The sequence below is a fragment of the Bradyrhizobium sp. 142 genome, assembly GCF_023074015.1.
GTDB lineage: Bacteria > Pseudomonadota > Alphaproteobacteria > Rhizobiales > Xanthobacteraceae > Bradyrhizobium.
Genome location: NZ_JADPKQ010000473.1, coordinates 1 through 13,988, shown reverse-complemented (window position 1 = coordinate 13,988; position 13,988 = coordinate 1). Strand labels below are relative to the sequence as shown.

The 13,988-nt window shown below is 64.2% G+C and carries 14 protein-coding genes; 9 read left to right on the top strand and 5 right to left on the bottom strand.

What is annotated here, in order from left to right:
• Positions 1–223: 223 nt before the first annotated feature.
• Complete coding sequence (locus tag IVA82_RS43040) at positions 224–2,185, bottom strand: ParB/RepB/Spo0J family partition protein (RefSeq protein ID WP_247385554.1); 1,962 nt, start codon at positions 2,183–2,185, stop codon at positions 224–226.
• Between the two features lie 221 nt (positions 2,186–2,406).
• On the bottom strand, positions 2,407–3,039 hold the full coding sequence (locus IVA82_RS43035) for a dihydrodipicolinate synthase family protein (protein ID WP_247385536.1): 633 nt from the start codon (positions 3,037–3,039) through the stop codon (positions 2,407–2,409).
• 165 nt (positions 3,040–3,204) lie between these two features.
• Between IVA82_RS43035 and IVA82_RS43030 the strand changes: the two genes are divergently transcribed.
• From IVA82_RS43030 to IVA82_RS42995, 8 genes are read left to right on the top strand one after another with little or no spacing between them, the layout of a single operon-like run.
• Complete coding sequence (locus tag IVA82_RS43030; protein WP_247385526.1) at positions 3,205–3,987, top strand: IclR family transcriptional regulator; 783 nt, start codon at positions 3,205–3,207, stop codon at positions 3,985–3,987.
• Positions 3,984–4,859, top strand: a complete 876-nt coding sequence (locus tag IVA82_RS43025) for an ABC transporter permease (protein WP_247493902.1) — start codon at positions 3,984–3,986, stop codon at positions 4,857–4,859. The genes IVA82_RS43030 and IVA82_RS43025 overlap by 4 nt, the downstream gene beginning before the upstream one ends.
• 8 nt (positions 4,860–4,867) lie before the next feature.
• Positions 4,868–5,734: an ABC transporter permease gene (locus IVA82_RS43020; protein ID WP_247385522.1), complete on the top strand. Its 867-nt coding sequence runs from the start codon at positions 4,868–4,870 to the stop codon at positions 5,732–5,734.
• A 28-nt stretch (positions 5,735–5,762) separates the two neighbouring features.
• Entirely contained in the window at positions 5,763–6,827 is a 1,065-nt protein-coding gene (locus tag IVA82_RS43015; protein ID WP_247385520.1) for an ABC transporter substrate-binding protein, read from the top strand.
• Positions 6,824–7,912 carry an ABC transporter ATP-binding protein gene (locus IVA82_RS43010; protein ID WP_247385517.1) on the top strand — a complete coding sequence of 363 codons (1,089 nt, stop codon included), beginning with the start codon at positions 6,824–6,826 and terminating at the stop codon, positions 7,910–7,912. The genes IVA82_RS43015 and IVA82_RS43010 overlap by 4 nt, the downstream gene beginning before the upstream one ends.
• 7 nt (positions 7,913–7,919) lie before the next feature.
• A complete protein-coding gene (locus IVA82_RS43005) occupies positions 7,920–8,606 on the top strand; it encodes an AroM family protein (protein WP_247385515.1) in 687 nt (228 codons plus the stop codon).
• Positions 8,603–9,709 (top strand): DUF917 domain-containing protein, encoded by a 1,107-nt coding sequence (locus IVA82_RS43000; protein ID WP_247385512.1) that lies wholly within the window; start codon positions 8,603–8,605, stop codon positions 9,707–9,709. Before IVA82_RS43005 ends, IVA82_RS43000 begins: the two co-directional genes overlap by 4 nt.
• A gap of 6 nt (positions 9,710–9,715) precedes the next feature.
• Positions 9,716–11,269 (top strand): hydantoinase/oxoprolinase family protein, encoded by a 1,554-nt coding sequence (locus IVA82_RS42995; RefSeq protein WP_247385510.1) that lies wholly within the window; start codon positions 9,716–9,718, stop codon positions 11,267–11,269.
• A gap of 189 nt (positions 11,270–11,458) precedes the next feature.
• Here the strand turns inward: IVA82_RS42995 and IVA82_RS42990 are convergent, their stop codons facing one another.
• From IVA82_RS42990 to IVA82_RS42980, 3 genes are read right to left on the bottom strand one after another with little or no spacing between them, the layout of a single operon-like run.
• Positions 11,459–11,692, bottom strand: a complete 234-nt coding sequence (locus IVA82_RS42990; RefSeq protein WP_247385509.1) for a hypothetical protein — start codon at positions 11,690–11,692, stop codon at positions 11,459–11,461.
• 20 nt (positions 11,693–11,712) lie between these two features.
• A complete protein-coding gene (locus tag IVA82_RS42985) occupies positions 11,713–12,306 on the bottom strand; it encodes a mobile mystery protein B (RefSeq protein WP_247385507.1) in 594 nt (197 codons plus the stop codon).
• Positions 12,303–12,764, bottom strand: a complete 462-nt coding sequence (locus IVA82_RS42980) for a mobile mystery protein A (protein WP_247385505.1) — start codon at positions 12,762–12,764, stop codon at positions 12,303–12,305. Before IVA82_RS42980 ends, IVA82_RS42985 begins: the two co-directional genes overlap by 4 nt.
• A gap of 387 nt (positions 12,765–13,151) precedes the next feature.
• Between IVA82_RS42980 and IVA82_RS42975 the strand changes: the two genes are divergently transcribed.
• A partial coding sequence (locus tag IVA82_RS42975) for a DEAD/DEAH box helicase family protein (protein WP_346659691.1) occupies positions 13,152–13,988 on the top strand: 837 nt, incomplete at its 3' end.

Below are 13,988 nucleotides of genomic sequence, written 5' to 3'. Positions count from 1 at the left end.
GACCCGGCCAAGGGCACGTCGCCGCTGATGAAGCGGGCGAGAGGACGAACCTGTGTTCTGTTCGTTACGATCGCACTGATCGGAAGGACCCCGCATTCCGTCGTCCAGGTGCGGGCTTGCGTCTGTAGGTCGCTGCCTTTGCATCAATTAAACCGGCCGCGCGCCGAGGCGCGCGGCCGAAATTTTGGGTAGTTGGTCGGAGCCGATAAGCGGCCCCGAGAACTCACTCGGCAGCCTCCGAATAAGCATCATCGCCTTGCGCATCGATGGGCACATCGGTGCGCTCTTGCGGCTTTACTGTCCTCAGCAGGGAAGGCAGCCAGTCGGTCTCAGCGAGCATCTGCTCGGCAGCTTCGGCCATATCGACCTTCTTCATATCTGCCATTCGCTCGGCGGCCTCGCCGCTTACACCGTCGCAGACGGCCTCCAGAATGCGGGCCTTAGTGACGCGACCGAGATAGCTGCGCACGGTCGGCCGCCAGTAGCCGGTCATGTCGAGGGAAACGGCGTCCGCCAGCCGGTCGGCCGTTGCCAAAGCGCGAGGCCTCTCCCACGGCAGTTTAACCGCGTTGACGGTCAGCGCGACACAATGAGCGAACAAGGCCATGCGGCTGTCGTGATCCAGCTCGGCGACGAACGCCCAGAGGCTCGTGACGTCGCGCGGTATCTGCCTTGCCCAATTGGCGTGGCGATCCGCCCATGCCTTGCCGGCGGGCGTATCCTCGATCCCGTCCGCATGTCCTACCAAATCCGTCTTGATCGGCTGGATACCGACAACATGGGCATCCGCGCCGAGATAGAAGATTTGCGCGGCGAGTGCATGGGTGACCGCAACGATGGCGACTTCCGGCTGTTCGCTCAGGTTGAGCCGCAGACCCAAGGTTCGGTGCGCGGTGAGGTCACGAACGAGAACGTCAGACAACGGGCGGTCGTCCTCTTCCTCGTCGGAGGCAGTTGCTCCCTCCCCGCTCTCATCTCGCACTGCCTGATCATCTGCTCCCTCCGGATCGCCTGCCACTGAGGCCTCCGCGCTCTGCTCCGCTTCGGGTTGAGGCTTTTCGTCCGCGGGCCGGACGAAACCGCGCTCGATCCGGACGGCGCCATCGTGATTGAGGATCACGAACGCACCGCCGCGCGCGACGTCGTCGGGATCGTAGGCCTGCCGCTTGGCTTCCAACCGCTCGATCTCGGCCTCAAGCTCGCCGAACCGGGCATCCACTTCATCAGGCAGTTCATCGGCCGCCTGATGTTGCTCGGTGAGATGGTCGAACTCGGTCTGTGCCGCCTCAAGGGCGGCCTTGTCTTCGGCCGAAAGCTCGACCGGATGCGGGTAGGTCCTCCGCATGCCGTGGGCATGCGGAAAATCGAGATGGGCCTCCGTCCATTTCCAGCCCTCGGCGGCACGAACCGCATCGGCTTCGCGACCAAGCTTCGCCGTGACCAGCAAATCAAGCAGCGCCACGTCTTCCAGATAGCCGCCGCGATCCTCAGTGAAGAGGTCCCGCAGGATCGTGCCGCCAGCCTCCGTATAGGCCTCAAGGCCAACAAAGCGCGCGCGGCGGTCGGTTGCGGCGACATGGGTTTCGGTAAGCATGCGACGAATGGTGCTGGCATCCCGGTTATAGGACAGGCGCTCGTAGACGCCTTCCTGCCGGGCGTGATCGTCGGTGATGGCAAACGCCATCAACTGCTCAAGGGCGAGGTCACCATCGCGATAGACCTGCATCAATTTCGGAGAGACCGCCCCCAGGCGGAGACGCTGCCGCACCACATGCGGCGTCACGCCGAAGCGGGCCGCGATTTCTTCCGCACCAAAGCCGCGCTCTTCCGCCAGCTTCTTGAACGCCTCGAACTGATCGGCGGGATGCATGTTTTCCCGGGTGACGTTCTCGTCAAGACTGATTTCGTGCGGATCGTTCGCGGTGTCCACGATGCAGCGGATCGGCTCGGTTTTCTTGATCTCCTTCCGCTTCACCCGCAGAAGCTGGGCAAGCCGCCTGCCCTCGCCGATGGTCACGAAATAGAACCCAGTAGCCGCATCCTCACCATCGACCTCTGGCTCGACGACCAGATTTTGCAGAATGCCCTTGGCGGCGATGCTCGCCGCATAGGCCTCGATCGCCGCATCGCTGTGCGGCGTCTTGCGCGCATTCTTCGGAGACTTCTTGAGCTTGTTGAGCGGAATGAGAAGATGCCGATCGCTCTCACCTCGGTGACCTGACCATAGTCGGTTTCAACGCCATTGCCGAGCCCTAGCCGCGCGGCAAGGCGCTCGGCCTCCTTCGGACAATCCGCAGAATGTCTCCATCGGCCAGGAGCGCTCCGCGAAGGTCCCCCTCTCGGACCGAAAAGCGAAAGCCGCACCGCTTCCTTCAACCTTCAATTTTCGATCCGCGCTTTCCCAGATCACCGCCGCAATGGCGAGGCCGAGCAACAGCCGGACCAGCAGGCCTTGAGCCGCAGCGTTGCCCGTCCGCCGGGCGCATCGCCGTAGATCGCGACCGCAAGCGGATAGAGCTTCTCGTGCACGGCGCGTGCCTGCTCCCAATCGCCGGCTTCCGCCGCGTTCCAGAGACTGACGACAAGCTCCGGCACGACGCAGGCAAGGCTGACCTGGCGACCGGCCGAGCCGACGAGATAACTCGTGAGCAAATATTCGTCGCCGGAGCCGAGCACGACGAATTCCGGCCGCAATCGGATCAGTCGCAGATTCTGTTCGTAACTCGCGACTTCCCAGCTGGCTTCCTTGATCGCGACAAAGCGAGGGTCGGCGACGAGCCGTTCCAGCAGCGACGGCGCATAGGCCATCGCACCCGCGCCGATCGGCGCGGCGTAGAGCATCAATGGCGCGGTCGTCGCATCGCGCGATATGGCGATGATGTTCGATGACACAGTCATCGGCGTGGCCGAGCGCCAGCTGTTGGGAGGAAACACCAGAAGCCCGTCCGCTCCCGCTGCCAGCGCCGCCAAGTTCGTGCGCGCGGCGGCTGGATCGGCAACGTCGTCGCGTAAGTCGCCTGATCCCGAAAAGCGGCGCATCGTTCTCGGATGCTGCGCCGCTTCGAAATCTCTGTAGGCGCCCCTCGGCCCCCATCTGCGCAATCGGGCACCACCCTGCCGGAAATTTCCGCTTGCCCGTTTCCGCGCCAGGCTTAGAATTTGGGACAAGGTTCCGAAATTTGGAACCCTCTTGGACCAACGAGCATGAGCGCCCTCACTAACGCCATCGAGATCCTGCATTGCTTTTCCAGCGCGCGGCCCGATCTGTCGTTCGCGGACGTGATGGCGTTGACCGGCAAGCCGAAGAGCTCGACCTCGCGGCTTTTGCGCTCTCTGCGCGACTGCGGCCTGCTCGAGCAGGATCCTCACACCCGCCGTTACCGGCCGGGTCTCCTCACCTTCGAGCTCGGCCGGCTACACCGCGCCCATGACGACCTCATCAGCATGGCCGAGCGCGAGCTGCGCGAAGTCTGCGCCCGCACCGGTCACACCGGCTACATCGCCGTGCTCGACGGCTACGAACAGGTCGTGCTCCGGATCGTGCCGGGCTCCAATCCCTTGCGCGTCGTCAATCCGCCGGGCCAGCGCACGCCAGCCCTTGCCACCTCGAACGGCCGCGCCATGCTCGCACGCCTCTCGGACGAAGACATCCGCGCACGGGTGCCCGCGACCTATCCAAAACTGCCGCGCAACTCGCCGCAGAATTTCAAGCAGTTGATGGCGCAGCTGGACGAAATCCGCCGTACCGGGGTATCCGAGGCGGCCGATGAATCCATCGAGGGCGTGGGCTCGCAAGGCTTTGCGCTGAAGAGCGGCGAAACCGGCGAGATGATCGGGATCGCGGTGTCCTATTCGGTGCAGGCGACCACCGCCTCCGAGCGCGCCAATGTCCGGCGCGAGCTGGCGGCGATGGCCGCAAAGCTGCGCCGGCTGACTGGCGATCAACTCGACCAGGTCGTCACACGTGCTCAGGCGGGGACGCGATGAGCGACGCCGCCATCCAACGCCCCAACGGCCTTGCGCTCTTCATTCTGCCGAGCGCGCTGCTGTTTGCGCTGTTCTTCTTCCTTCCGATCGGGCTGATGGCGCTGATGAGCGTGCTCACCGGAAATCCGGTGGTGGCACCGAAGGTCGCCTTCACCACCCGCCATTACGCCCGCATCGTCGACGATCCCTATTATCTCGAGGTGATCTGGACCACGATCCGGATCGGGTTCGTGACCACACTCGTCGCGCTCGCGATCGGCTATCCGCTGGCACACTGGATGGCCCGGATCAGGAGCCGCACCGGACACGCGCTGCTGCTGATGGCGGTGCTGGCGCCGATGCTGACCGGCATCGTGGTGCGCACCTTCGCCTGGATGACGCTGCTGTCCGACAAGGGCGTGATCAATCAAACCTTGATCTCGCTCGGCGCGATCAGCCAGCCGCTGAAGCTGATGTACACCGAGACCGGCATCGTGGTCGGGCTCGTCCACATCTACGTCCCCTTCATGGTGCTGACGCTCACCGGCGTGATCGGCCGCATCGACGAGCGGCTGGAGCAGGCCGCGGAAAATCTCGGCGCCAGCCCCTTGCGCGCCTTCATCGAGGTGACACTGCCGTTGAGCCTGCCCGGCATTCTGGCCGGCTCGCTGCTGGTGTTCGCGCTCGCGATCAGCGCCTATGTCACCCCGATCCTGCTCGGCGGCTTCCAGATCATGACGCTGCCGATCCTGATCTATCAGCAGATCTCGGCCAACTTCAACGTCGGCTTCGCGGCGGCGCTCGGCATCGTCCTGCTCCTGATCTCGCTGGGACTCGTCGTCGCCTATAATCACGCGCTCGGCCTCGTCTCCGGCCAGCGCGAATTGCAGTGAGGCCGGTGATGAGCACCTCCACCTCGCACAATCCATCGCTCGCGCCCGACCACGCTGCAGCGCCCGCGCGCACGCCCGCCGCCGCTAGGCATTACGGCCGCTACCTCTATCTCACCGTCAACATCGCCATCCTGATCTTCCTGCTGGCGCCGATCGCGGTCGTCGTCGTCTTCGCGCTCAATCCGACACCATTCATCCAGTTTCCGCCGGTCGGCGTCTCCTTGCGCTGGTTCGAGAAATTCTTCGCCTCGCGTGATTTCATGCATGCACTCGGCTTTAGCCTCGAAGTCGCGCTCCTCACCACGGTGTCCGCGACCGTGCTCGGCGCATCCGCGGCCCTGGCGCTCGCCCGCGGCAATTTGCCGGGCACGCGGCTGATCGTGGCGACCATGCTTTCGCCACTGATGCTGCCGGCAATCCTGACGGGATTGGCGCTATTTCAAACTTATGTGCTGCTCGATGTCGGCCGCCCGACCTGGGGCCTGGTCGCCGGCCACACGCTGGTGACGCTGCCCTATGTGGTGCGCACGACGCTCGCCGTGCTGCATAATTTCGACCTACGCCTGGAAGAAGCCGCCCGCAATCTCGGCGCAAGCCCGCTGCGCACCTTCTTCGAGGTGACGCTGCCGCTGATCAAGCCCGGCGTGCTTGCGGGCGCGATCTTCGCCTTCATCGTCTCGTTCGACCAGTTCCCGGTGTCGCTGTTCCTGGTCAGCCCGGGCAACGAGACCCTGCCAGTCACGCTGTTCAACTATCTCAAGTTCGATCTGGACGGCACCATCGGCGCCGCCTCCGTGGTCTCGATCGTGCTGGCTTTTGTCGTCGTCATCGGGCTCGACCGCACCGTCGGCCTGCGCTCCTACGTCAAACTGTAACCGCTCATTGCACCGAAGGAATCGAGACATGATGAAAGCTTTGGGATCGTCACGGCTCAGCCGCCGCCGCTTTCTCGCCGCGGGCGCTTCACTCGGCATCGGTACGATGGCGGCGCCTTATGTCGCACGCGCCGACGATCCCACGCTGCGCATCACCGGCTGGGGCGGCAAGTGGGGCGAGATCATGAAGGCCGAGATCGGACCAGCCTTCGAGAGCGAGTTCAAATGCAAGCTCCAGACCGATTCCGCCTTCCCCTATTTGCCGAAGCTCCAGGCGAGTTCGCGCTCGGCGCCGATCTATGACGTGCTGCATACCAACTCCAACGAGCAGTGGGCGGCAGCCGAGATGGGCCTGGTCGAGCCCAAGATCGACGCCAAGCTCGTGCCCAACCTCGCCGACGTTTACCCCTATGCGATCAGCGACAAGATCGTCGGCGTCTCGATCTTCACCAGCGCCATCGGGCTCGGCATGCGCACCGACAAGGGCTATACCGGCGTCACCTCCTGGAAGGAGCTGTGGGACGCGAAATACAATGGCGTCCGCGGCGGCTACGTCATTCCCGTCAACAGCCTCGGCCAGGCATTCTTGATGATGTGCGGCACGCTGTTCGGCAAGGGCCAGACCGATCTCGACGCGGCCTATGCGGCGCTGGAGAAGCTGAAGCCGATCAAGATCGTCGACTTCACCGGCGCGATGGAGAAGATGCTGCTGTCGGGCGAGGTCGGCCTCTGCGTCATCCACGATTCCGGCATCTACCGCTACGACGGACAGAACCAGCCGATCGATTTCGTCGCGCCGAGCGAAGGCGTCCTGTCGCTCGAGCAGGTCCTGACCATCACCCCCGGCAGCAAGATGAAGGAGCTCGCCAACGCCTACGTGAACTACATGCTGCGCCCCGAGGTGCAGAAGCGCCTCGCGGAGACCGTCTGGTATTCCCCGGCCAACAAGAAGGTGAAGCTCGACGCCAAATACGACGCCAAGCTTCTGACCACGCCGGAGAAGGTCTCGAAGCTGATCCAGGTCGACTGGAAGTGGTACAACGAACGCAAGGACGAAATCGACCAGCGCGTCAACCGGATCTTCCGCGCATGAGCGCGTCGATCGAAATCGCCGGCGTCAGCAAGATCTATGACGGCGGCGTGCTTGCGGTGGACGCGGTCGGCATGGACATCCGGCAGGGCGAATTCTTCTCCCTGCTCGGTCCGTCCGGCTGCGGCAAGACCACGACGCTGCGCATGATCGCCGGCTTCGAGACGCCGAGCTCGGGCGCGATCCGCGTCGACGGCGCCGACATCACCCATGTTCCCGCGCACAAACGCGACATGGGCATGGTGTTCCAGAACTACGCCCTGTTTCCGCATCGCACCGTCGCCGAGAATGTCGCCTTCGGCCTGCGCATGCGCGGGCTCGACAAGGCCAGCATCGCGACCAAGGTGAAGGCGGCGCTTGCCATGGTCGAACTGTCCGGCCTGGAGAACCGCCGGCCTGCCCAGCTCTCCGGCGGCCAGCAGCAGCGCGTGGCGCTCGCCCGCGCCATCGTGATCGCGCCGCGCGTCCTGCTCTGCGACGAGCCGCTGGGCGCGCTGGACAAGAAGCTGCGCCAGCAGATGCAGTTCGAGCTCAAGCAGCTGCAGAAGAAGCTCGGCCTGACCCTGGTCTTCGTCACCCATGATCAGGAAGAGGCGCTCGCGATGTCCGACCGCATCGCCGTGATGAACGGCGGCCGCGTCGAGCAGGTCGGCACGCCTGCCGAGATCTATAACCACCCCACGACCCGCTTCGTCGCCGACTTCATCGGCGACACCAACATTTTCCGCGGCGAGCACATCACGGCAAGCGCCGCTGGCCCGGTTCTCGACGTGGGCAAGGGCCTGATCCTGACACTGCCGCCCGCTGCGGACACGCAGGGCACCGGCGTTCTCTCGATGGCGCTGCGTCCCGAAAAGATCCGGCTCTCTCCACGCAGCGACGCCGCAGGCGCGGCAGGCACCTGCGCGGACGGCGTCGTCGAAAACACCAACTTTCTCGGCGGCGCGGTGCTCTACCGCATCACGCTCGAGGGCGGCCATCGCGTCCTCGTGCAGCAGCCCAATGCGGGCACGAGCCGCCTGTTCGTTCCCGGCAACGGTGTCACGCTCGACTGGACGCCGGCCGATCTCGTCGTCTTGAAGGACTAGGTCAGACATGAACATGCCATTGAAACATCAGCGCATCGGGGTCGTCGTCATCGGCCAGAGCCCACGTCCGACCGTTGCATCCGAAATCGCCGCCGTGCTGTCGCCGGACATCCAGATCGAGCTGCGCGGCGCGCTCGACGGCATGAGCCGCGCCGAGATCGACGCCATCCCGCCGATGGACGGCTACGACACGCTGTTCACGCTGCTGCCGAACGGCGATGGCGTCACCATCAGCAAGAAGGAAGTCGAGCGGCGCGCGAGCCAGCAGATCACCCGCTTCAAGCACGAGGGCGTCGGCGTGACGCTGATGGCCTGCACCGGCAAGTTTCCCAATCTCGGAGCCGACGGCCTCGTCATCCTGCCTTCGGCCATCCTGCATAATCTCGTCGAGGCCGTGCTGCCGAAAGGCCGGCTCGGCGTGTTCTCGCCGCTCACCGAACAGACCGCACTGATCGACAAGAAATGGCAGCGCGAGGGCGTCGAGGTAGTCGGCGTCACGCTTCGCCCCGGCTCCGACGATGCCGCGGTCGACGAGGCCGCACGCACGATGGCGGAACTCGAACCCGATCTCGTGGTGATGGACTGCATCAGCTACACCAGCGCCAACAAGGCGCGCGTGCGCACGGCCTATCCCGGTCCGGTGATCCTCGGCATTGCCGCTGCGGCCCGCATCGTCGAGGAGCTGGTGTCGTGAGCAAGCCGGAATTGAAGTCGATCAGCATCGAGGACATCGAAGCGCTCGCGGTCGGCGCCTGGATCCTCGGCACCGGCGGCGGCGGCAGCCCCTATCTTGGCCTGCTCAACCTGCGCCGGCTCTATGCCGAGGGCCACCGCGTGCAATTGATGTCGCCGCTCGATCTCGATGACGACGACTGGGTCGCGGTCGTCTCCAACATGGGCGCGCCGCTGGTCGGACAGGAACGCCTCGCCGATAGCCGCAACATCGCGCGCGCGGTGCGGATGCAGGAGGAGATCAACGGCATCAAGTTCCGCGCCGTGATGTCGGTCGAGATCGGCGGCGGCAACGGCGTACAGGCGCTGATGGCGGCCGCTCATCTCGGCATTCCCGTGGTCGACGCCGACTGCATGGGCCGCGCCTTCCCGGAGGCGCAGATGACCTCGGTCGCGATCGGTGGCCTGCGCCCCTACCCCTGCACGCTCTATGATCCGCGCGGCATCGAAGCCGTCGTCACCAAGGTGCCGAGCTGGAAATGGATGGAGCGGGCGAGCCGTAAAATCTGCGTCGAGATGGGCTCGATCGCCTCCACCAGCAAGGCTCCCCGCACGGGACGCGAGGTGAAGGACTGGGGTATTCACTTCACCACCACCAAGGCGATCGGCATCGGCCGCGCCGTGCAGGATGCAAACCGCCGGCACGAAGATCCAATCGCCGCGCTGCTTTCGACCGAAGGCGGCAAGAAGCTCTTCACCGGCAAGATTGTCGACGTGGCCCGGCGCACGACGGAAGGATTTTTGCGCGGTTCGGCCACGATCGAAGGCAGTGATGCCGACCGCGGCAGCCGGCTCAAGCTTTCGTTCCAGAACGAATGGGTCGTGGCCTGGCGCGGCGAGGAGGCGATCGCGACATCGCCGGATTTGATCTGCGTGCTCGATAGCGTCAACGGCCACGGCGTCGGCACCGAGACAGTGCGTTACGGCCAGCGCGTCACCGTCGTGGCGCTGCCGGCGCCCCCCGTGCTCACCAGCCCGCGAGGTCTCGAATTCGTCGGCCCGCGCGCCTTCGGCTACGACCTCGACTACCGTTCCCTCTTCGCGCCCATTGAGGCAGGAGCTTAAGATCTGATGAAACGTATTGGCATCGATGTCGGCGGCACCAACACGGACGCCGTGCTGATCGTCGACGAGAAGGTCGTCCATTCCGTCAAGCGCCCGACCACCGCCGACGTGACCTCGGGCATCCTGGACGCGCTCAAGGCGTTGCGGGCCAATCCGGCCGCTGCGGTGAAGGTCGAGGCGGTCGTGATCGGCACCACGCACTTCATCAATGCGGTGGTGCAGCGCCGCCACGTCCAGAAGATCGCCGCGATCCGCATCGGGATGCCCGCGAGCGCCGCGCTGCCGCCGTTCTGCGACTGGCCTGCGGACCTCGCCGCGCTGGTCAACGGCGACATCTTCATGCTGGAGGGCGGCCACGATTACGACGGCCGACCATTCATGCCGCTCGACGTCGCGGCTCTCAAGGATGCTGCGCGAAAAATCAGGGACAAGGGCCTGCGCTCGGTCGCGGTGTGTTCGAGCTTCTCGCCACTCGATCCCTCCTGCGAGACCACCGCGCGCGAGATCCTCGCCGATATCTGCCCAGATGTCGCGGTGACGCTGTCGCACGATCTCGGCCGCATCGGCCTGCTCGAACGCGAAAACGCCGCGCTGCTCAACGCGTCCCTGCACGATCTCGCCGTCACCACGGTCGCGGCCTTTCGCAAGGCGATCGCCGACAGCGGCATCGATGCGCCGCTGTTCCTGACCCAGAACGACGGCACCGTCATGCAGGCCGAGATCGCCACCGCCTTCCCGGTGATGAGTTTTGCATCCGGCGCCACCAATTCCATGCGCGGCGCCGCCCACCTCTCCGGCCTCGACGACGCCATGGTCGTCGATGTCGGCGGCACCACCTCCGATATCGGCCAGCTCCGTCACGGCTTTCCGCGCGAGGCCAACGCCGTGGTCGAAGTCGGCGGCGTCCGCACGCTGTTCCGGATGCCTGACCTGCTGTCGATCGGCCTCGGCGGCGGCAGCCATGTCGACGAGGATCCGGTCCGCGTCGGTCCGCTGAGCGTCGGATACCGGCTGACATCGGACGCGCTGGTGTTCGGCGGCACGCGCCTCACCGCCACCGACATCGCGGTCGCCGCCGGCCTGATCGACATTGGCGACCGCTCCCGCGTCGCCAATCTGCCGAAACGCCTGGTCGAAGCCGTGCTTCGTGATGCCTGGCGCAAGCTCGAGGAAGACATCGACCGCATGAAGACCGAAGCCGGCGATGTGCCGCTGCTCGCGGTCGGCGGCGGCGCCTTCCTGGTGCCGGATCGCCTGCCGGGCATTTCTGAAATCGTGCGCGTGCCGCACGGCGACTGCGCCAATGCAGTAGGTGCTGCGATCGCGCAGGTCAGCGGCGAAGCCGACCAGGTGTTCCGTGACCTCAGCCGCGAGGACGCCATCGCGGCCGCACGCGATATCGCGGCCGACCGTGCCGTCCAGGCCGGCGCCGCGCGGGACAGCCTCAAGACCGTCGATGTCGAGGACATGCCGATCGCCTATCTGCCCGGCAATGCACTGCGCGTGCGCGTCCGCGTCGCCGGTGCCATCGCCAATCCGGATCTGCCTGCGGCGGCGTAGCAGGCCCCCGTCAGAGATCAGGCTTCAGAAGTGCCGCACCAGTTTCGCACCAGAAACCTCACCAGAACACAACGAACGCGATCGAAATCGGATAAGACCCAGCAAAATCAACGAATCGGATCGATATTCCGCCGCTCATAACGGTCTGGTTGAAGGTTCGAATCCTACCGGGCCCACCAGTGAATCAATTCATTCCTCGCTGCGCGGCGAATGGCCGAGCGCCGCCGCATGCAGCGGCCTGTCGGCAGACCTTCGAACCCTGCGGCGCACTTCGTGCCAAGGCTGGTAACTGACGCGCTCAAGTTGCGCCGCGAGAACTGCGCAGCCACCCAACCCGTAGATCGAATGGCCAGACGCGAGCGATTCGTGACCGGTATCGTCCACGAAGACCAACAGACTGCGATCGGGAACGCTGAGATTCATCCCGGCTTGCCGCCTCCTTCTTAAAACCGCGCGAATTCCAGCAACGGGCCGATGTCGTGATTGTCGGCGGATTTGAGCGCGGCGACATAGCGCGTGCGCAGCTCGCCGGTATCCGAAAGGGTACCGCCGCCCCAACTGAATACGTTCCCGCCTAAACGCTGAATCAGCAGATCGGCCATCAGGCGCGCATGACGGCCGTTGCCGTTCGGCCACGGATGGATCGCGGTAAGGCGGTGATGCAGCCGCACCGCGATTTCGTCCGGCGAATAGGTTTCGTGTTCGACCCAATAACGCACGTCGTCGAACATCGCCGGCGCTTCCGCCGGAATGCGGAACGCCTCGATGCCTATATTGCGTTCGGTCTGCCGATATGATCCCGCCCATTGCCAGACCTCGCCGAACATCTGCTTGTGCAGTGACTTTGCGAAATCCTCGTTGAGCAGATCGACGGGCTTACCCCGCCGCCTGCCGGCCCATGCCGCACCCTTGACAATGTTCTCCTGCTCCGCCTCGTTGAGATCGTCGCGATCGGTGATCCAAGTTTGCAGCAGCGCGTCACGTTCCTGCGGCGCCAGTGGCGTGGCGTCTTCGGGCTCCTGGAAGAGGTCGCTCACGGCTCGTTCCATAGGTCGCGCTCCTTGAGCTGATCGCGGATATACGCCTCGATCCGGGCTTCAAGGTTTGCATCGCTGGTCGACTGCGCTTCCAGCTTCATTGTGTGCGCGACCCGACCGAGATCACGCACGGCAATTTTGCGCGCGCGCACACGCACGGCCTCCTCAAGGGAGCTGTTGGGCACCAGGGCGTAGACGAGCGTGCAGTCGAGCGCCTCAGCAGCGCGTCTTAGCGTTTTTAGTTGGATTGCACCCGTGGCCTCCGATCGCTCGAGCGCCTCTAGGCTCTGGGGACGGATTTTGAGCCGGGCCGCGTATTGCACGCCCGTCATGCCCAACGCGTCCCGGATTGCCCGGACCCACCCTTTTGGGGGCGTGCGGAAACGCTCGGCCGGCTTGAGCGGGCTCAGCCGCTCGTCCAACCGCTGGCGGGCGCGGGTGTTGGTATCACTTTTCATAGTTCAACCTGATTTTGTCTGGCCTATGATCAGGCCACAGTCTGATTCTTATGGCGTTTCAATCAGCCTACAGCCTGATCTTATATCACCTCATATAAGACTACAACCTGATTAGAAGTTCGTATAATCAGTCCACAACCTGATATTAGAAAGCTACATCGTTGTCCTTCCAAGAGAATGTCCGACTGCCATAAAGCGATAACAATCCACAGCCAAACGGCGCAAACTCTTAAAGTTCCCGCTTTTGTTGTAGGCTTTCGTCCAAGGGAATCAAGGGGGGCGGTCTTCTGACTGGCATCACAAGCCGTGAGCTTGTTTAGCAAGTGGACACGACCGGTCCGACTACCGGCGTTCCCTGAGCGTCGGCACGTCTTCGGAAAGAACGCGGTGACCCAAAAGGTCTTCCCCGGCGAGGTGGTGCAGGCTCAGTTCTTCCCATCCCAACATCCCGGGCACGATCAAATAACCACCCGGCTCACCCCACCGTTCGACGCATTTCTGATCCGCTTTCCGAAGGTCCACCGTGTCGAAAGTCCCCTGCCGGTCCTGACCTGCGTCGATCCTGATGACTACAAAGAATCGACGTCGCCTCTCGAAATGGCCTGGGACCGGCTTGGCGCCCTGGAGACCTGGGCCGACAGCCCTGGAAAGGTTCTGGAGTCCTGGAGAAACCGTTTTGTCTTCGCCGTCGAGGATCTCGACCACAGCCATCCCGGCTTGCGCATGCCGCAGATCGGCGCCTTGCATGCCATCGCCTCACACTTCTCGGTGGGCAAGGAATTCGAGCCTGCCACCATTGTGCTCCCCACCGGCACCGGCAAAACCGAGACCATGCTTGCCGACCTAGACGACCGATTCCATGAAACCGGCACCGACGGAACTGAAAGCGTGTTGATGGATTCCTCGTTTGAGATTGGCCGAACGAGGATTGGTATCATGGCAACATGGCGGCAAGCAGTTGAGCTGGCGATGAGCGAGGCAGAAATTGAAGCGTTGACGGCTCTTTCGCGATCCCGAACCGAGCCGGCGAGCCGGGTGTCACGGGCCACGATGCTGCTGGCCTACCGTGAGAACCCATCGTTCTTTGCCGTGGGACGAAGACTTGGCGTGCATCATCAGACGGTCCAGCGCTGCGTTGAGCGGGCGGTCGCTTATGGCGCGCTGGCGGCACTCGACGACCGACCGCGGCCGGGCAAGGAGCCGGTGATCACGCCGGAGACCAAG

Bases quoted from the DNA above. Each gene is read 5' to 3' on its own strand.
- IVA82_RS43010 (WP_247385517.1), top strand. From the start codon at position 6,824: ATGAGCGCGTCGATCGAAATCGCCGGCGTCAGCAAGATCTATGACGGC.
- IVA82_RS43025 (WP_247493902.1), top strand. From the start codon at position 3,984: ATGAGCGACGCCGCCATCCAACGCCCCAACGGCCTTGCGCTCTTCATT.
- IVA82_RS42990 (WP_247385509.1), bottom strand. From the start codon at position 11,692: ATGAATCTCAGCGTTCCCGATCGCAGTCTGTTGGTCTTCGTGGACGAT.
- IVA82_RS43020 (WP_247385522.1), top strand. From the start codon at position 4,868: ATGAGCACCTCCACCTCGCACAATCCATCGCTCGCGCCCGACCACGCT.
- IVA82_RS43015 (WP_247385520.1), top strand. From the start codon at position 5,763: ATGATGAAAGCTTTGGGATCGTCACGGCTCAGCCGCCGCCGCTTTCTC.
- IVA82_RS43030 (WP_247385526.1), top strand. From the start codon at position 3,205: ATGAGCGCCCTCACTAACGCCATCGAGATCCTGCATTGCTTTTCCAGC.
- IVA82_RS42980 (WP_247385505.1), bottom strand. From the start codon at position 12,764: ATGAAAAGTGATACCAACACCCGCGCCCGCCAGCGGTTGGACGAGCGG.
- IVA82_RS43005 (WP_247385515.1), top strand. From the start codon at position 7,920: ATGAACATGCCATTGAAACATCAGCGCATCGGGGTCGTCGTCATCGGC.
- IVA82_RS42995 (WP_247385510.1), top strand. From the start codon at position 9,716: ATGAAACGTATTGGCATCGATGTCGGCGGCACCAACACGGACGCCGTG.
- IVA82_RS43035 (WP_247385536.1), bottom strand. From the start codon at position 3,039: ATGCGCCGCTTTTCGGGATCAGGCGACTTACGCGACGACGTTGCCGAT.